This is a genomic window from Pseudomonas sp. App30, assembly GCF_047947025.1.
In the GTDB taxonomy this organism is placed as follows: domain Bacteria; phylum Pseudomonadota; class Gammaproteobacteria; order Pseudomonadales; family Pseudomonadaceae; genus Aquipseudomonas.
Genome location: NZ_CP133165.1, coordinates 1,269,473 through 1,287,324, shown reverse-complemented (window position 1 = coordinate 1,287,324; position 17,852 = coordinate 1,269,473). Strand labels below are relative to the sequence as shown.

17 protein-coding genes are annotated in these 17,852 nt (G+C 63.7%); 7 read left to right on the top strand and 10 right to left on the bottom strand.

Annotated features, from left to right (window positions below; genetic code table 11):
• The first annotated feature begins 29 nt into the window (after positions 1 to 29).
• From RAM80_RS05690 to pstB, 6 genes are all read left to right on the top strand, one after another.
• Positions 30 to 950, top strand: a complete 921-nt coding sequence (locus tag RAM80_RS05690) for a carbon-nitrogen hydrolase family protein (RefSeq protein WP_416425252.1) — start codon at positions 30 to 32, stop codon at positions 948 to 950.
• 503 nt (positions 951 to 1,453) lie between these two features.
• Positions 1,454 to 2,985, top strand: a protein-coding gene (locus tag RAM80_RS05685; protein ID WP_416422263.1) for an IS3 family transposase whose coding sequence is annotated in 2 segments (ribosomal slippage) — positions 1,454 to 1,895 and positions 1,895 to 2,985 — 1,533 coding nt in all. Because the reading frame shifts where the segments join, the coding sequence is not laid out codon by codon here.
• Positions 2,986 to 3,552: 567 nt separating this feature from the next.
• Positions 3,553 to 4,572 (top strand): phosphate ABC transporter substrate-binding protein PstS, encoded by a 1,020-nt coding sequence (gene pstS, locus RAM80_RS05680; protein WP_416425251.1) that lies wholly within the window; start codon positions 3,553 to 3,555, stop codon positions 4,570 to 4,572.
• Positions 4,573 to 4,644: 72 nt separating this feature from the next.
• Positions 4,645 to 5,637 carry a phosphate ABC transporter permease subunit PstC gene (gene pstC, locus RAM80_RS05675; RefSeq protein WP_416425250.1) on the top strand — a complete coding sequence of 331 codons (993 nt, stop codon included), beginning with the start codon at positions 4,645 to 4,647 and terminating at the stop codon, positions 5,635 to 5,637.
• Positions 5,634 to 6,506 carry a phosphate ABC transporter permease PstA gene (gene pstA, locus RAM80_RS05670; RefSeq protein ID WP_416425249.1) on the top strand — a complete coding sequence of 291 codons (873 nt, stop codon included), beginning with the start codon at positions 5,634 to 5,636 and terminating at the stop codon, positions 6,504 to 6,506. Before pstC ends, pstA begins: the two co-directional genes overlap by 4 nt.
• The gene (pstB, locus tag RAM80_RS05665; protein WP_416425248.1) at positions 6,506 to 7,279 is read left to right on the top strand and encodes a phosphate ABC transporter ATP-binding protein PstB; all 774 of its coding nucleotides are present in this window, start codon (positions 6,506 to 6,508) and stop codon (positions 7,277 to 7,279) included. The genes pstA and pstB overlap by 1 nt, the downstream gene beginning before the upstream one ends.
• Positions 7,280 to 7,342: 63 nt before the next feature.
• Here pstB and RAM80_RS05660 read toward each other — a convergent pair whose 3' ends face one another.
• The 3 genes from RAM80_RS05660 to RAM80_RS05650 all read right to left on the bottom strand — a co-directional run bounded on the left by RAM80_RS05660 (position 7,343) and on the right by RAM80_RS05650 (position 9,256).
• Positions 7,343 to 7,927, bottom strand: a complete 585-nt coding sequence (locus RAM80_RS05660) for a class I SAM-dependent methyltransferase (protein WP_416425247.1) — start codon at positions 7,925 to 7,927, stop codon at positions 7,343 to 7,345.
• A 71-nt stretch (positions 7,928 to 7,998) separates the two neighbouring features.
• Positions 7,999 to 8,352: a YkgJ family cysteine cluster protein gene (locus tag RAM80_RS05655; RefSeq protein ID WP_416425246.1), complete on the bottom strand. Its 354-nt coding sequence runs from the start codon at positions 8,350 to 8,352 to the stop codon at positions 7,999 to 8,001.
• A 187-nt stretch (positions 8,353 to 8,539) separates the two neighbouring features.
• Complete coding sequence (locus tag RAM80_RS05650; RefSeq protein ID WP_416425245.1) at positions 8,540 to 9,256, bottom strand: CbtA family protein; 717 nt, start codon at positions 9,254 to 9,256, stop codon at positions 8,540 to 8,542.
• A 106-nt stretch (positions 9,257 to 9,362) separates the two neighbouring features.
• Between RAM80_RS05650 and RAM80_RS05645 the strand changes: the two genes are divergently transcribed.
• The gene (locus RAM80_RS05645; protein ID WP_416425244.1) at positions 9,363 to 9,767 is read left to right on the top strand and encodes a VOC family protein; all 405 of its coding nucleotides are present in this window, start codon (positions 9,363 to 9,365) and stop codon (positions 9,765 to 9,767) included.
• A 150-nt stretch (positions 9,768 to 9,917) separates the two neighbouring features.
• Here RAM80_RS05645 and RAM80_RS05640 read toward each other — a convergent pair whose 3' ends face one another.
• The 7 genes from RAM80_RS05640 to nuoI all read right to left on the bottom strand — a co-directional run bounded on the left by RAM80_RS05640 (position 9,918) and on the right by nuoI (position 17,846).
• Positions 9,918 to 11,015, bottom strand: coding sequence for an alpha/beta hydrolase (locus tag RAM80_RS05640; RefSeq protein ID WP_416425243.1), 1,098 nt, complete (start codon positions 11,013 to 11,015; stop codon positions 9,918 to 9,920).
• A 560-nt stretch (positions 11,016 to 11,575) separates the two neighbouring features.
• The gene (gene nuoN / locus RAM80_RS05635) at positions 11,576 to 13,045 is read right to left on the bottom strand and encodes an NADH-quinone oxidoreductase subunit NuoN (RefSeq protein WP_416425242.1); all 1,470 of its coding nucleotides are present in this window, start codon (positions 13,043 to 13,045) and stop codon (positions 11,576 to 11,578) included.
• A gap of 7 nt (positions 13,046 to 13,052) precedes the next feature.
• A complete protein-coding gene (nuoM, locus tag RAM80_RS05630; protein ID WP_416425241.1) occupies positions 13,053 to 14,585 on the bottom strand; it encodes an NADH-quinone oxidoreductase subunit M in 1,533 nt (510 codons plus the stop codon).
• A gap of 40 nt (positions 14,586 to 14,625) precedes the next feature.
• A complete protein-coding gene (gene nuoL, locus RAM80_RS05625; RefSeq protein ID WP_416425240.1) occupies positions 14,626 to 16,479 on the bottom strand; it encodes an NADH-quinone oxidoreductase subunit L in 1,854 nt (617 codons plus the stop codon).
• Positions 16,476 to 16,784 (bottom strand): NADH-quinone oxidoreductase subunit NuoK, encoded by a 309-nt coding sequence (gene nuoK, locus RAM80_RS05620; RefSeq protein WP_008369052.1) that lies wholly within the window; start codon positions 16,782 to 16,784, stop codon positions 16,476 to 16,478. The genes nuoL and nuoK overlap by 4 nt, the downstream gene beginning before the upstream one ends.
• A gap of 3 nt (positions 16,785 to 16,787) precedes the next feature.
• A complete protein-coding gene (nuoJ, locus tag RAM80_RS05615) occupies positions 16,788 to 17,288 on the bottom strand; it encodes an NADH-quinone oxidoreductase subunit J (protein WP_416425239.1) in 501 nt (166 codons plus the stop codon).
• A gap of 9 nt (positions 17,289 to 17,297) precedes the next feature.
• Positions 17,298 to 17,846, bottom strand: a complete 549-nt coding sequence (gene nuoI / locus RAM80_RS05610; RefSeq protein ID WP_027979511.1) for an NADH-quinone oxidoreductase subunit NuoI — start codon at positions 17,844 to 17,846, stop codon at positions 17,298 to 17,300.
• Positions 17,847 to 17,852 lie beyond the last annotated feature (6 nt).

The window sequence follows — 17,852 nt, the reverse complement described above, 5'->3', positions numbered from 1 at the left end:
AACAGTCCTGCACACGGAAGCTACCTGCTATGTCGAAATCCATCGTTGCCGCCCTGCAAATCGGCGCCTTGCCCGGCGGCAAGGCCGACACCCTGGCGCACATCCTCAGCTACGAAGACGCCATCCGCGACGCCGGCGCCCAACTGGTGGTCATGCCCGAAGCGCTGCTGGGCGGCTACCCCAAGGGCGAGACCTTCGGCACCCAGTTGGGCTACCGCCTGCCCGAGGGCCGCGACGCCTTCGCCCGCTACCACGCCAACGCCATCGACGTGCCTGGCGCTGAAACCGAGGCCCTGGCCGGCCTTGCCCAGCGCACCGGCGCCAACCTGGTGCTGGGGGTGATCGAGCGTAGCGGCCACACGCTGTTCTGCACCGTGCTGTACTTCTGCCCGCAACAGGGCCTTGTGGCCAAGCACCGCAAACTCATGCCCACCGGCACCGAGCGGCTGATCTGGGGCAAGGGCGACGGCTCCACCCTGCCAGTGGTGGAAGGCGCGGCCGGGCGCATCGGTGGTGCGGTGTGCTGGGAAAACTACATGCCGCTGCTGCGCATGGCCATGTACGCCAAGGGCGTGGACATCTGGTGCGCGCCCACGGTGGATGAGCGCGAAATGTGGCAGGTGACCATGCGCCACGTGGCCTGCGAGGGCCGATGCTTCGTGGTCAGCGCCTGCCAGGTGCAGGATTCGCCAGCGGCCTTGGGCACCGAGGTGGCCAACTGGCCGTCGGAAAGGCCGTTGATCAACGGTGGCAGTGTCATTATCGGGCCGTTGGGGGATGTGCTGGCGGGGCCGTTGGTGGGGGCACGAGGGTTGCTGGTGGCTGAAATCGACAGTGAGGATTTAGTGCGTGCTCGCTATGATTTCGACGTGGTTGGGCACTATTCGCGCCCTGATGTCTTCGAGTTGGTGGTGGATGAAACGCCGCGCCCGGGGGTGAAATTCATATAAACACTTCAGCGCCACACACACACACACACGGCTCTTGATCTTGATCCCGTGCGGCCTTTGATCTTGATTGTGTGCCCCATAAAGCGCCAGGGCCGACTGGAGGCGTCGGCCGAGCGGTCCACGGCGTAGCCGGGGAAGACGGAACCGGAGGCGCTTCTATTCCGGGCCGTCGGCCGCTTGGACGACGCCGGAAGGAGGGGACCCGCAGCGAAGCGTAGGGACCAAGCAGGGGCAAGCCTTTTTTGCTTACTTTTTGTGGCGTTTGACAAAAAGTGAGCCGGCGTAAGGCCGGAAAGGTGATTGTGCATCACCCTAGGAAATGGATATGTTCACGATGGTCGGATCCCGCTTCTGACGTTTCTGGATATATCCATTTTCGGGGTGCGACCACCGACCGTTTCGCCCTTACGGCGACTCACTTTTTGGCAGTCGCCCCCCGTGTCAGCCTACCTGTCACCTTTGTTGATTGACTCAATCATCCAAGGGGGCGAAGGTGCAAGGCAATGACGAAGCGTTATGACAATGACTTCAGAGACTGGGCGGTTCAGCAAATGATGCCGCCCCTGAACCGCTCCGTGGCAGAGCTCGCCGTCGCAATCGGCGTCACTCCACAGTCGCTTAGGAACTGGAGACAAATGGCTAGAGATAAAGGGTTGATCGTTCCTGGAAACAACAAGACCAGCGATCAATGGTCCAGCGCTGACAAGTTCAACGCTGTCATGGAGACCGCGCCGCTGAGCGAGGTCGAGCTTTCCCAGTACTGCCGGATCAAGGGTATTTTTCCCGAGCAGATCCAGCAATGGCGCCTGGCCTGTCAGAACGCCAACGCGGCGCTCGATGTTCAACCCAGCAAAAAGCAGACTGCCGATTCACGGCGAATCAAGGAGTTGGAGCGACAATTATCGCGCTCTGATGCCGGTCGCAAGGAGGCGGAGGCTTTGCTGGAACTCAGAAAAAAAGCCAATGCGATCTGGGGCAAGGACAAGGAAGGCTGATCAGCGCCCCCGATCGCATGCAGGCTCTGGTATTGATCGCTGCTGCCGTCGACGCCGGCGCACGCCGGTTTCGTGCTTGCAACGAGCTGGGATTGTGCCTTCGGACCGTGCAGCGTTGGCGTCACAGCGACGCCGACAAGCGTCAGACAGTCCCGCGCAAACCGCCGCCGAACAAGCTCAGCGAAGCCGAGCGCCAGGCTGTGATGGACGCGGCCAACCAGCCGGGTTATTCGAGCCTGACGCCGCATCAGATTGTGCCAAAGCTGGCGGACGAAGGGATTTACCTGGCCTCGGAGTCGACGTTTTACCGAGTATTGAAAGCGCACAACCAGCTCACGCGACGCGGCCGTGCAAAGGCCCCCAAGCGTCGCATCTTGACCACGCATCGGGCGGATGGCCCCAACCAGGTCTGGTGCTGGGATATCACCTGGTTGCCGAGCACGGTGAAGGGTCGTTTTTTCTACTGGTACATGGTCAAGGACATCTACAGCCGCAAGCTGGTGGCCAATGAAGTGCACGAATCCGAATGTGCGGAACATGCCTGTGTCTTGCTGGAAAAGGGCTGTTTACGCGAGCGTACGGCCGGTCGAGCGCTGGTGCTGCACTCGGACAACGGCCATGTGATGAAGGGCTCGTTGCTGCGCGAGAGCATGATTTCACTAGGTGTCGAGCCTTCGTTCAGCCGTCCGCGGGTGAGCAATGACAATGCCTATGCGGAGACGCTTTTCCGCACGGCCAAATACTGCCCGCAATGGCCTGAACGTCCCTTTGACAGCTTGCTTGAAGCGAGGCTGTGGGTGCAGAAATTTGTTGAATGGTACAACGAGGAACACCGCCATAGCGGCCTGAAGTACGTAACACCGAACGAGCGTCACGAAGGCTTGGCCCCCAAATTACTGGAGGCCCGAGATAGGTTGTATGCAGCTGCCCGGGAAAGGAACCCGGTTCGGTGGAGCCGGAACACGCGTAATTGGCAGCTTGCCGAGGCGGTGTATTTGAACCCGGAGCGGCCTGATGCCGGGGTTGCTATCGTGAGTTGAGGCAGGAATTAGGCGACAGGTACATTGACACGTACCGGTCGCCCCAAAAAGTAAGCAAAAAAGGCTTGCCCCTGCTTGGGCCCTCCGCTGCGCTACGGGTCCCCTCCTTCCGGCGCCGATCAACGGGCAGACGGCACCCGCTATAGAAGCCTGCGGGTTACCGTCTCTTCGGCCTGCGGCCTCGGCCCTTCGGGCAGCCCGTTGATCGACGCCTCCAGTCGGCCCGGGCGCTTTACGGGGCATACAATCAAGATCACAAGCCAGATCACAAGCAGATCACAAGCCAGATCACAAGCAGATCACAAGCAGATCACAAGCAGATCACAAGCAGATCACAAGCAGATCACAAGCAGATCACAAGCAGATCACAGGCCAGGTCAGAAGCAGATCAAAGGCTTGGTCATGGCGATTCGCCGCCCCTTCGGGGGGGTAGATGCTGGCCCAATGCAATAATTTCACATCCCATTCGACTAACTGTCATTAAACCGAAATATTCAAAGCATTAAATCGTCACGGCCAAACCCGTGTGGGTAGGACCCACTCAAACCAATTTGCCGAGGTGTTGCCGTGACGCTGCTGAATAAAAATCGTCTGTCGCTTTTGCTGGCCTCCCTGTGCCTTTCGGGCCTGGCCCACGCGACCGATGTAACCGGTGCGGGCTCCAGCTTTGTTTACCCAGTGCTGTCCAAGTGGTCCCAGGACTACAGCAAGCAGAAAGACAACCGCATCAACTACCAGTCCATCGGTTCGGGCGGCGGCATCGCCCAGATCAAGGCAGCCACCGTTGACTTCGGCGCATCGGATGCCCCGCTCAGCGCTGACGACCTGAAAGCAGCCGGCCTGGGCCAGTTCCCCAGCGTCATCGGCGGCATCGTGCCGGTCTTCAACGTCGAAGGCGTGGAAGGCGGCAAGCTGAAGCTGGACGGCCAGACCCTGGCTGACATCTTCCAAGGCAAGATCACCAAGTGGAACGACAAGGCCATCGAGGCCCTGAACCCAGGCGTCAAGCTGCCTGAAACCGCCATCACCGTGGTGCACCGTTCGGACGGCTCGGGTACTTCGTTCAACTTCACCAACTACCTGTCCAAGGTCAGCCCAAGCTGGAACGACCAGCTGAAGTTCGGCACCACCGTGGCCTGGCCTGTGGGTGTGGGCGGCAAGGGCAACGAAGGTGTGGCTGCCTACGTGAAGCAGATCAAGGGCTCCATCGGCTACGTCGAATACGCCTACGCCCTGCAGAACAAAATGGCCACTGCCCAGCTGAAGAACGCCGCCGGCAAGTTCGTCGAGCCTAACGCCAAGGCCTTCCAGGCTGCCGCCGATACCGCCGACTGGGCCAGCGCCAAGGACTTCAACCTGATCATGACCAACGCCCCGGGCGACAACGCCTGGCCGATCACTGCCACTACCTGGATCATCATGTACAAGCAGTCCAAGAACGCCGAGCAGAGCAAGGCCGCCTTTGACTTCTTCAAATGGTCCCTGGAAAACGGCCAGCAGCAGGCCAGCGCCCTGGACTACGTAGCACTGCCGAACTCGCTGGTGCAGAAGATCGAAGGTTACTGGAAATCCGATTTCGCCCATTGATGTGAAGTAAACCGGCGCGCCCCCGCCGGACCTCGGGTCCGGTGGGGGCGTACGCCTTGCGAGTGGATTGCCATGACAGATAACACCCAATACATGACCTCGACCAGCTCTACCACCGATGCCAGCGAAGCCCGTGCGGCACGCGACCATCGCCACGACATGTGGTTCCGGCGCACCATGATGGGTGCCGGCATGCTGGTGCTCGTGCTGCTGCTGAGCATCGCCGGCTCCACCCTGTGGGGCGGCAGCGAAGCGTTTCGCACCTTTGGTTTCGGCTTCCTGACCAGCACCCAATGGGATGTGGTCAACGGCCAGTTCGGCGCCGTCGTGCCTGTTTTCGGCACACTGGTGACCTCGCTTTTGGCGTTGCTGATCGCCGTTCCGGTGAGTTTCGGCATCGCCATTTTTCTTACGGAAGTGGCGCCCATGTGGCTGCGCATGCCGATTGCCTCGGCGATCGAGCTGCTGGCCGGTATCCCGTCGATCATCTACGGCATGTGGGGGCTGTTCATCTTCGGCCCGTTCATGGCCGCGCACCTGGCGCCGTGGATCAACGACCACCTGGGCGCACTGCCCGTGGTCGGCGCGCTGTTCCAGGGCCCGCCCCTGGGTATCGGCATGCTTACCGCCGGTATCGTGCTGGCGATCATGATCACCCCCTTCATCACCTCGGTGATGCATGAGGTGTTCCGCAGCGTGCCTACCACGCTGAAGGAATCGGCCTACGCCCTGGGTAACACCACCTGGGAAGTGGTCTGGGACATCGTGCTGCCCTACACCCGCTCGGCGGTGGTCGGCGGTATCTTCCTGGGCCTGGGTCGCGCCCTGGGCGAGACCATGGCGGTGACCTTCGTGCTGGGCAACGCCCACCAGTTCTCCGCTTCCTTGCTGATGCCCAGCAGCTCGATCGCCTCGGTGATCGCCAACGAGTTCAGCGAGGCCTACACCGACCTGCACCGTTCGGCGCTGATCGCCCTGGGCTTCCTGCTGTTCGTCGTCACTTTCGTGGTGCTGGCGGCTGCCCGCCTGATGTTGATGCGCTTGTCGCGTAAAGAGGGACTATGAACGACAACGAGCGGCTGTACCGTGTTCGCCGCCTGAAGAACCGTATTGCCATGGCCCTGAGCTGTGGCGCCACGGCCTTTGGCCTGCTGTGGCTGGTGTGGATCCTGATCACCACCCTGATCAACGGCTTCAAGGCGCTGAACCTTGCCCTGTTCACCCAGATGACCCCGCCACCGGGCACCGAGGGCGGTTTGGCCAACGCCTTCTACGGCAGCGCCCTGATGTCGGTGCTGGCCCTGCTGATCGGCACGCCGATCGGCCTGGCCGCCGGTATCTGGCTGGCCGAGTTCGCCCGCCACTCCAAGCTGGGCAACACCGTGCGCTTCATCAACGACATCCTGTTGTCGGCGCCGTCCATCGTGCTGGGTCTGTTCATCTACACCGCGGTGATCCTGCCGCTCAACCACCTCACCAACCACCAGGTGGGCTTCTCGGCGTTCGCCGGTGCCCTGGCCCTGGCGCTGCTGGTGATTCCGGTGGTGGTGCGCACCACCGATGAAATGCTGCAACTGCAGCCTTCGACCATGCGCGAAGCCGCGCTGGCCCTGGGTGTGCCGCAGTGGAAACTGACCCTGCAGATCGTCCTGCGCGCCGCCAAGGCGGGTGTGGTGACCGGTGTGCTGCTGGCCCTGGCGCGTATCACCGGCGAAACCGCGCCGCTGCTGTTCACCGCGTTCGGCAACCAGTTCTGGAGCAGCAACCTGCTCAAGCCGATCGCCAGCGTGCCGGTGGTGATCTTCCAGTACGCCATGAGCCCCTTCGACGACTGGCACGCCATCGCCTGGGCGGGTGCCCTGGTGCTGACCCTGTTTGTCCTGGCCCTGAGCCTGCTCTCCCGATTGATCCTTTTGCGCAATAGGTCTCACTAATGACAAGTCTTGCCCAGGAACGCACCAAAATCCGTGTGCGCAACCTTGAATTTTTCTACGACCAGCAGCGCTCGCTGAAATCCATCGACATGGACATCCCCGAGAAGCGCGTGACCGCCATCATTGGCCCGTCCGGCTGCGGCAAGTCCACGCTGCTGCGCGTGTTCAACCGTATCTACGCGATGTACCCGAAACAGGAAGCCAAGGGCGAAGTACTGCTCAACGGCGAGAACATCCTGGCCCCGAACTACTCGATGAACCGCCTGCGCAGCCACGTGGGCATGGTGTTCCAGAAGCCGGTGCCGTTCCCGATGTCGATCTACGACAACATCGCCTACGCCGTGCGCCACCATGAGAAACTGGGCCGCCGCGAAATGGACGACCGCGTCGAGCAGGCGCTGCACGGCGCCGCCCTGTGGGGCGAGGTGAAGGACAAACTGAAGCAGAGCGCCCAGAGCCTCTCCGGTGGCCAGCAGCAACGTCTGTGCATCGCCCGCACCATCGCCCTGAAGCCTCAGGTGTTGCTGCTGGACGAGCCGACCTCGGCGCTGGACCCGATCTCCACCGGCCGCATCGAGCAGCTGATCACCGAGCTCAAGGAACAGTTCACCGTGATCATCGTGACCCACAACATGCAACAGGCCGCGCGCTGCTCGGACTACACCGCGTTCATGTTCATGGGCGAGCTGATCGAGCACGGCGACACCGACACGCTGTTCACCAACCCGGCCAAGACCCAGACCGAAGACTACATCACCGGTCGGTTCGGCTGATCTGACGCGGCCTGCGGCCGCTGCTACAGGTTTTGTAGCAGCGGCCACAGGCCGCGTCACGCGTCACACCCGCACGATCAACCGATGCACCCGCTTGCCCGACGACAGGCTGGTCGACTCGTCATCCAGCAGCACCTCCACACTGCCCAATGCCTCGCGCACCAGCCGCCGATCGAAGGCGCTGTACAGCCGCCCGGCCGCGTCGCGAATGGACGCATCCGGGGTCACCCGCCAGCTCAAATACAAGGTCCCGCCTGGGCGCAACAGCTCGCGCAGGCGCCGGGTAGCTGCGGCCACCTGTGCTTCGGGCAGGTGCATGATCACCGTTTCACACAGCACATTCTGCAAGCTGCCAGCCTTAAGGCCCTCCAATTCGGGCAGGTGCATCAGCGCAAAGCGCAGGTCGGGGTGCAGGGTGCGGGCCTGGGTCAGCAGGCCGCTGCTGGCTTCCACGCCCAGTGCGTCGAAGCCCTGGGCGCTGAGCCACGCCAGGTCGCGGCCACTGCCGCAGCCCACGTCCACCGTAGGGCCGGGGCGGAAATGGCGCAGCAGCAGGGCGTACATGTCGCTGGGAGGTGCCTGGTGGTTCCATTCGCGCGCGTAGTCGGGCGCGCGTTGGTCATAGGCCTGGAGGGTCTTGGGGTCCACGTTCGGTTCCTGGAAAAGGCGGCATGCCATCACTCTAGACAATGTGCCAGCACCAGGGGTTCGCTTTAACCTCAGGCGCTCAGTGCCCAGCCCGGCTCCAGGGGGGGCAGCCCGTGGTGGGCGCGGGCGCGGTCGCAGGCTTCGTTGTGCGTGCCGGTCTCCCAGGACGCCTCGAATTCGCGGCAGGTGCTGGAGCGTTGTTCGTACATGGTGCAGCCCACCGAACAGCCGATTTCCCCGGCCAGGCTGGTGCAGCGCGCCGGCTTGCCCTCGGTGCCACGCATGGCCACGTGGTTGGGGCTGACCTGCACGGTCAGTTCATCGGGCACCAGCCCGCCCACCGAGGTGCATTCGCCCCAGTAGAAAGACACACGGAAAAACGCGCAGCAGGCGCCGCAACTCACGCAAGGGTTGTTATCAGACATGATGAAGGCAGGATTCGATACGGGCGGCGAACTCAGGACGAGGACCGCAACCGAGGGCCTATTCTAGGCATCGCCGCGCCGTTGAGAAGAGGGAAACGGGGGCCTTGAGCAAATATATTTGTGTGGCGTTGCGGGCGCTTTTGTGCAGCGCGAACCGGCGCTGGGCCGGTTCGCGCCGCGCCCTGTTTCAGCGCCCGGCCAGCAGGCGCTGGCGCTTGAAATCGCGCTCGGTGAGGTAGCCGAAAATCAGCCCCAGGGCGCTCCACATCACCAGCTGGATACCCAGGGTGGCGAGGCGGAACTGCCAGAGGTTTTCTGCCGGGAAGCCGTCGGGCACCTCGTTGACCGGCGGGAACACCGAGCCGCCCAGGTTCACCACCAGCAGGTACAGGGCGATGCCGATCAGGGCAGCGGTCCAGGCGCCATGGCGCGGCAGCAGGTTGCGGGCGAAGTTCACGGCGATGACCATGGCCACCACCGACAGCATCACCATCAGCAGGAACAGGTGGGTGCGCTCGCGGATAGTGTCGGGGTCGCCGATGGACGGCGGGTTGGCGGGGTATTTCAGCGCCGGCACCACGATCACCGCCACGAACGCCGCCAGCGCCAGCAACGCGGCCAGCCCGCGTGGGCCCAGGCGCCCGACCCGGCCCACGCAGTTGGCGAAGGCCAGGGCAAACAGCGCGCCCATGCCGGCGCTGTACACCACCACGCCGCTGATCAGGCCGATGCCGCTCTGCAGCTCGCGGCCCACCAGCTCGGGGGCCGGGCCCTGATCCAGGTGTTCCTCGAAGGCAAAGGCCTGGTCAATCTGGGGTTCGCCGAAGCATTTGGCGAAACTGAACGCGAGAAAGCCGGCAAGGATGCCGACGAACATGCCACGCAGGAGCAGTGAACCGGTCATGAAGGCGCTCGTCTAGCGAATAGGTGCTGGCGAGTGTAAACCGGCCCCGGGCCATTGCGACGGGGCTGAGTTTTTTGTCATATAGGATGAAAAAGGAGGACCTGCCATGTACAGCCATATTCAACTGGGCGCACGGGACTTGCCGCGGCTGGCGGCGTTTTATGATGCCGTGCTGCATGAACTGGGGCTTGAACGCATGCCGGATGATAACGATGGCGGGCCCCCGGGGGCCGGCTGGCAGGTGCCAGGCCGGCGCTGGCCGCAGTTTTTCGTGCAGGAGCCGTTCAATGGCCTGCCGGCTACCTGGGGCAATGGCGTACAGGTCAGCTTTGCCGCGCGCAGCCGTGCCCAGGTTGATGCGGCGTGGAAGACCGCGGTGCAGCTGGGTGGCCAGGACGAAGGCGCCCCGGGCCTGCGCCCGCAGTATTCAGCCGACTACTACGGCGCCTACTGCCGTGACCCTGAGGGCAACAAACTCTGCTTCGTGCACGCGGAGGGCCTTAACCCGTAGCAGCGGCCCATAGGCCGCGTCCGGGGGCGCTACGGTGTTGGCGTCGGACGCAGCCTGCGGCAGCTGCTACGGGGATAATCTGTAGCAGCGGCCCAAAGGCCGCGTCCGGGGCGCTACGGTGTTGGCTTCGGACGCAGCCTGCGGCAGCTGCTACGGGGCGGGGGTGTCGGGGGTGTCGGAGATGGCGCGGTGCAGGTCGGCGGTCAGGCGTTCGCCGGCGTAGGCCTGGGCCTGGGCGGATTTCTGTACCAGGCTGCCCAGCCCGAAGAACTCATGGGTGACGCCGCTGTACACCCGGCGCTCCACGTTCACGCCGGCTGCTTTCAACGCGGTCTCCATCAAGGCGCCGTCGTCACGCAGCGGGTCGACCTCGGCGTTGATCAGGGTCACCGGTGGCAAGCCCTGCAGGTTGGCGTGCAGCACGTCCAGGCGCGGGTCCTGTTTCTGCCCCGGGTCGCTCAGCAGCTGGTTGAAGAACCACGGCATCATCGCCGCGTTCAACGGCTTGGCGTGGGCGTATTTGGTGTAGGACTCGGTGTCGCTGCCGGTCTGGGTCACCGGGTAGATGGCCAGCACGTGCTTGGGCGCCGCCAGGCCTTGCTCATGGGCAGCGATGGCAGTGGCCAGGGCCAGGTTACCGCCGGCGCTTTCACCGGCCAGGGCCAGGTGCTTGGGGTCGCCGCCCACGGCGCGGGCGTAGTGGGTGAGCCAGCGGTACACGGCCACGCCGTCATCGGCGGCGGCGGGGAAGCGGTCTTCCGGCGCACGGCGGTAGTCGATCGACACCACCACGGCATCGGCCACTTTGGCCAGGGCGCGGGCCGAGCTGTCATAGACCTTGCGGTCAGCCAGCACCCAGCCACCGCCGTGGAAGTACAGGATCACCGGCTTGAAGCCACCGCCATCCGGGGTATAGACCGTGGCCGGTATCTGCCCTGCGGCGCCCGGCACGCTACGGTCGTAGGCCTGCACGCCAGCCGCGTCGCCGGCCACGCCTTGGTCGGCCAGTACCGCCTTGGCGGCGTCGGCCAGGGTTGGCTGCACCCGCGCGGTCGTCACGTCCAGGGTCTCGATGGGTTGCGGGTTGAGGCTGGCCAGCTTGTCCAGCACCAGGCTCATGTCGGCATCGGTACGCAGGTTGGCGGCTTCGATCTGCGCCAGTTGCTCGGGGGTAGGCGCCTTGGGCGTGCTGGAGCAGCCAGCCAGCAGGGCAACGGCGAGCAGGAGGAGGGTGGAGGGTTTGGTCATCGACAGGGGGCCTTGAACAGAAAGAAAAGACTCACCCAACTGTAGCGCCTGGCGCAGAGCGGCGCGACACAAATCCAGTGTCAGGCAAACAAGGCGGACAGCGCCACTCCATCAGGCCATGGCACGGTGCAACAAATGTAGCACCGGCCGGCAGGCCGGGTCGCGCCGTGCGGACGGCGCTCGATCTCAAGACCGCTGCAAAACCCCAGACATGCACTTGGCGGCCATGACGCAATCCTGTAGCCGCTGCCGCCAGGCTGCGCTGGGCAGTGTGAACCCTGAAGATCTGCAGTGTGGTAAAGGGCCAGCGCAGCCTGGCGGCAGCGGCTACGCGATTGCGGGGGATTTGAGAGGTGCATGGCGGGGTTTTTGTGGCGGTCATGAGATCGAGCGCCGCCCGCGCGGCGCATCGCGGCCAAGGCCGGCTCCTACATCTGTTTCGGGCCAGTTATGCCTGTGGCATCACCTCGTCCGCCTTTGTTTGTAGGGCTGGGGATTTTAGGGATGCCAAAAACAAAACACCCCGCACTCGGCGGGGTGTTTTGTTATGGCAGGGTTAATTAACCCACCAACTGAAACCCAGCATGCTGCACCAGGTCCAGCAACGGCTGCGGGTACACGCCCAGGGCGAACGCCAGGATGGCGATGGCCAGCAGCATCACGCCACCGGTGCGCTGTTCCCAGTTGAACGGTGCATCGTGGCGACGCAGGGTCGGCTCGATCAGGTACAGGGTGACCATCACGCGCAGGTAGTAGAACACGCCGATGGCGCTGCCGATCACCAGGGCGCCGGTCAGCCACCACAGTTGCGACTGCACGCCGGTGGCGATGATGTAGAACTTGCCGATGAAGCCGGCGGTCAGCGGGATGCCGGCCAGGGACAGCATCATCACGGTCAGCACGGCGGTCAGGTACGGACGGCGCCAGAACAGGCCGCGGTATTCGTACAGGGCGTCGGCGTCACGGCCGTTGTACGGCGAGGACATCAGGGTGATCACGCCGAAGGCGCCCAGGCTGGTGATGACGTAGGTCACCAGGTACACGCCGATGGCTTCCAGCGCCAGGCCCTTGCTGGCCACCAGGGCGATCAGCAGGTAGCCGAAGTGGGCGATCGACGAGAAGCCCAGCAGGCGCTTGAGGTTGGTCTGGGTCACCGCCAGCAGGTTGCCGATGATGATCGAGGCCACCGCGATCACTTCCAGCACGGTAGTCAGCACGCCGCTGCTGGCCGCAGGCGACAGCTGGAACAGACGCACCACCACCGCGAACACCGCCACCTTGCTGGCCGTGGCCAGGAAGGCCGCCACCGGCGCCGGGGCGCCTTCGTAGACGTCCGGGGTCCACAGGTGGAAGGGTACCAGCGACAGTTTGAACGCCAGGCCCACGAACATCATACCCAGGCCCAGGGCCGCCAGGCTGCTCGGCTTGCCGGTGGCTGCCAGGGCGCGGCCGATCTCGGCGAACTGCAGGCTGCCGGCGTCGGCATACAGCAGCGCCATGCCGAACAGCAGGAAGGCGGAGCCGGCGGCCGACAGCACCATGTACTTGATGCCGGCTTCCAGCGAACGCTTGTTGAAGAACGCGTAGGCGATCAGGCCGTAGGTCGGCACCGACAGCAGTTCCAGGCCAATGAACAGGCTCGACAGGTGCTGCGCGCTGACCAGCACCATGCCACCGGCGGCGGCCATCAGGATCAGCAGGTACAGCTCTTCGCGGTTGCCCGGGTAGCCCGAGCCGCCATCACCCAGGTAGGCGTGGGCCAGGGTCACGCACGCCAGCGTGGCGACCAGGATCAAGGCAATGTACAGGCAGGCGAAGTGGTCGATCTGGATCAGCGAGGTGACGCTGATGGGCGACACCTTGAGGGCCGGCAGCACCGACAGCAGGGCAATGTTCAGCCCCGCCACCGACAGCAGGAAGGTTTGCGAGTGATTGCGCCGCCAGGCGATCGCCAGCATCACCACGACAACGGTGAGGCTGGTGATCAGCAGCGGTGCAAGCGCGATAAAGTGTTGAAGGGTCAGGTCCATAGCGCTCTTACCGGGCCGAAGCGAGTTGAGTGAAAGCGGTGCCGAACCACTGCTGCACACCGGCCATGGTGGCCGAAGAGGTGTCCAGGAACGGTTGCGGATAGACGCCAAGCAGTACCAGCAGGGCGGCAAGGCCCAGCACCATGATCAGTTCGCGGTTGTCCATGCCGGCCAGGATCGCGTCGGATTTCGACGGGCCGAAGTAGGCGCGGTGGATCATGATCAGCGAGTACACCGAACCGAACACCAGGCCGGTGGTGGCGATGATGATCACGATCGGGGCAATCGGGAAGCTGCCGATCAGGATCAGGAACTCGCCGACGAAGTTGCCGGTGCCCGGCAGGCCCAGCGACGCCGCCGCGAAGAACAGGCTGATGGCCGGCAGGTAGGCGATGCGCGACCACAGGCCGCCCATCTCGCGCATGTCACGGGTGTGCAGGCGCTCGTACAACTGGCCGCTGAGGATAAACAGCGCCGCTGCCGACAGGCCGTGGGCCAGCATCTGGATCACCGCGCCTTGCAGCGCCTGTTGCGAACCCGAGTAGATGCCGATCAGCACGAAGCCCATGTGCGACACGCTGGAGAAGGCGATCAGGCGCTTGATGTCGGTCTGCGCGAACGCCAGGAAGGCGCCGTAGAAGATACCGATCAGGCCCAGGGTCATGGCAATCGGCGCAAACTCGGCCGAGGCATGCGGGAACAGCGGCAGGGCGAAACGCAGCAGGCCGTAGGCCGCGGTCTTCAGCAGGATACCGGCCAGGTCCACCGAACCTGCAGTGGGCGCCTGGGCGTGGGCATCAGGCAGCCAGGAGTGGAACGGCACCACCGGCAGCTTCACCGCGAAGGCGATGAAGAAGCCCAGCATCAGGATGTATTCCACGCCGTGGGGCAGGTTGGTCTTGAGCAGGTCGCTGTAGTTGAAGGTCAGCACGCCGGTGGCGTTGTAGTTGAACAACACCAGGCCCAGGATCGCCACCAACATGATCAGGCCGCTGGCCTGGGTGAAGATGAAGAACTTGGTCGCCGCGTAGATCCGGGTCTTCTTGCCGTCTGCCGAGCTGTGACCCCAGAGCGCGATGAGGAAGTACATCGGCACCAGCATCATTTCCCAGAAGAAGAAGAACAGGAACAGGTCCAGGGCCAGGAACACCCCGACCACGCCGCCCAGGATCCACATCAGGTTGAGGTGGAAGAAGCCGACGTGGCGCTGGATCTCTTTCCAGGAACACAGCACCGACAGCACGCCGAGCAGGCCGGTCAGCAAGATCATCAGCAGCGACAGGCCATCGAGGCCCAGGTGCACGCTGATGCCGAAGCGCTCGATCCACTGGACCTTGAATTCATAGGCCCAGACAGGTGCGGCGCCCGGGGCAGGGGCCAGGTGGTAGTCGCCATGGGCCCACAGCCAGAGGCCGAGGGCGAGTTCCAGGGACATGGTCAGCAACGCGATCCAGCGTGGTAGGGTGGCGCCGGAGCGCTCACCCAGCCAGCACAGAAGGCCGCCGATAAAGGGGATCAGGATCAGCCAGGGCAGAATCATGACGGGCTCAATTCCTTTCGCAAAGTCGCAAGGTTCATAGTCAGACCGCAGCCAGCACAACGGCGCCCAGTACCAGCACGGCACCGGCGGCGATGGAAGCGGCGTACCAGCGCAGCTGGCCCGTTTCGGTACGGCTCATGGCGCTGTTGCCGCCCTTGGCCATGCGCGGGATCAGACCGATGGTGCGGTCCACGGGGTCCTTGCGCAGCAGGTGGCTGATAGCCAGGTACGGTTTGACGAACAGTTTGTCGTAGATCCAGTCGAAGCCCCAGGCGGCGAACCACCAGGCCGACAGCACGCGGCCAAGGCTGCTGTTGGCGATGGCGGTGGCCACGCGGCGCTTGCCCAGGAACAGCATGGCCGACAGCAGGATACCGGCCAGGGCGATGGCGCCCGAGGCGATTTCCAGGCTGTGCTTGGCTTCACCGCCGGCATGGCCGACGCTTTCCGGCAGCACGCCCGCCAGTGGTGGGTGGATCCAGGCGCCGACGAAGGTCGACAGCACGATCAGCACGCCCAGCGGCAGCCAGTGGGAAATACCGTGGCCGGGGTGGGCGTCGGTCTTGGCTTCGCCGTGGAAGGCGATGAAGATCAGGCGGAAGGTGTAGATCGAGGTCATGAACGCGCCCACCAGGCCTGCGTACAGCAGGTAGGTGTGGCCGCTGGCGAAGGCTTCCCAGAGGATCTCGTCCTTGGAGTAGAAGCCCACGGTCAGGATCGGCAGGGCCGACAGCGCCGCGCCACCGACGATGAAGCAGGCGTAGGCCAGCGGCAGTTTCTTCCACAGGCCGCCCATCTTGAAGATGTTCTGCTCGTGGTGGCAGCCAACGATCACCGCACCCGAGGCAAGGAACAGCAGGGCCTTGAAGAAGGCGTGGGTCATCAGGTGGAAGATCGCGCCTTCCCAGGCACCCACGCCCAGCGCCAGGAACATGTAGCCGATCTGGCTCATGGTGGAGTAGGCGAGGATACGCTTGATGTCGGTCTGCACCAGGGCGGCGAAGCCGGCCAGTACCAGGGTCACGCCGCCGACGATGCCCACCAGGTGAAGGATATCCGGCGCCAGGGCGAACAGGCCGTGGGTACGGGCGATCAGGTACACGCCCGCGGTCACCATGGTGGCGGCGTGGATCAGTGCCGACACCGGGGTAGGGCCGGCCATGGCGTCTGCCAGCCAGGTCTGCAGCGGCAATTGGGCCGATTTACCGACCGCGCCGCCCAGCAGCATCAGGGTGGCGAAGACAATCCAGAAGTCGCCGACCTTGAAGTGCGCAGGGGCCCGTACCATCAGTTCCTGGATGTTCAGCGTGCCCAGCTGCTGGAACAGGATGAACAGGCCGATGGCCATGAACACGTCACCGATACGGGTGACGATGAAGGCCTTCAGGGCTGCGTTGCCGTTGGCGCGGTTGCTGTAGTAGAAGCCGATCAGCAGGTAGCTGCACAAGCCCACGCCTTCCCAACCGAAGTACAGGAACAGCAGGTTGTCGGCCAGTACCAGGAACAGCATGCTGGCGATGAACAGGTTGGTGTACGAGAAGAAGCGCGAGTAGCCCTCTTCACCGCGCATGTACCAGGACGCGAACAGGTGGATCAGGAAGCCCACGCCCACCACCACGCCCAGCATGGTCACCGACAGGCCGTCGACGTACAGGGCGAAGTTGGGTTCGAAGCCGTCCACCGACATCCAGCGCCACAGCACCAGGGTGTAGTGGCCCGCTTCAGGCGGCGCGACGTTGAACTGCCAGATGACCCAGGCGGCGACAATCGCCGACAGGCCGATGGAGCCCACGCCGATCAGCGCCGAGAGGTTCTCGGAGAAGCGCCCGCGCGAGAACGACAGCAGCAGGAAGCCGATCAGGGGGAATACGAAAGTCAGGAAGATTAGGTTCATCCGCGCATCTCACTGGCAGCGTCGATATCAAGCGTGTGGAAGCGGCGGTACAGCTGCAGCAGGATCGCCAGGCCAATGCTGGCCTCGGCGGCTGCCAGGGTGATGACCAGGATGAACATGATCTGTCCATCCGGCTGCGCCCAGCGTGCACCGGCCACGACGAACGCCAGCGCAGTGGCGTTCATCATGATTTCCAGGCTCATCAATACGAACAGAATGTTGCGGCGTACCAACACGCCCATCAGGCCCAGGCAGAACAGCACACCGGCTACTGCGAGACCATGTTCCAGGGGAATAGATGACATGAGTTACTCCTTCGCCTCGTTGCGGCCCAGGTGGAAGGCGGTGACCACGGCGGCCAGCAGCAGCATCGAGGCCAGTTCCACCACCAGCAGGTAAGGGCCGAACAGGCTCACGCCCACGGCCTTGGCGCCCACGGTTTCCTGGCCGATGGCCGCGCCCGAAGGCTCGGCGAACAGCACGTACAGCAGCTCGAACAGCAGCATGCCGGCCAGGAAGATCGGGCCTGCCCAGATGCCGGGCTTGAACCAGCCCCGTTCCTGCAGCACCGACGCCGGGCCCAGGTTGAGCATCATCACCACGAAGACGAACAGCACCATGATGGCGCCGGCGTAGACGATCACTTCCAGCACGCCGGCGAACGGTGCGCCCAGGCTGAAGAAGGTCATGGACACGGCGATCAGCGAGATGATCAGGTACAGCAGCGCGTGCACGGGGTTGGTGTTGGTGATCACCCTGAAGGTGGACACCACGGCGACTCCGGCTGCGAAATAGAAAGCGAATTCCATCTTTCTTCCTTAAGGGAGCAAGCTCTTCACGTTGATCGGCTCGGCTTCGTTCTGCGCAGCGCCTTTCGGCTTGCCGGCAACGGCCATCCCTGCAACGCGATAGAAGTTGTAGTCAGGGTTCTTGCCGGGGCCGGAGATCAGCAGATCTTCTTTCTCGTACACCAGGTCCTGACGCTTGAACTCGGCCATTTCGAAATCCGGGGTCAGCTGGATCGCGGTGGTCGGGCACGCTTCCTCGCACAGGCCGCAGAAAATGCAGCGGGAGAAGTTGATGCGGAAGAAGTCCGGGTACCAGCGGCCGTCTTCGGTCTCGGCCTTCTGCAGCGAAATGCAACCTACCGGGCAGGCCACGGCGCACAGGTTGCACGCCACGCAGCGCTCTTCGCCGTCGGGGTCGCGGGTCAGTACGATGCGGCCGCGGTAGCGCGGCGGCAGGTACACGGCTTCTTCGGGGTACTGCAGGGTGTCGCGCTTGCGGAAGCCGTGGCCGAAAATCATCACCAGGCTGCGCAGTTGGGTACCCGTACCCTTAACGATGTCACCAATATATTTGAACATGGGTCA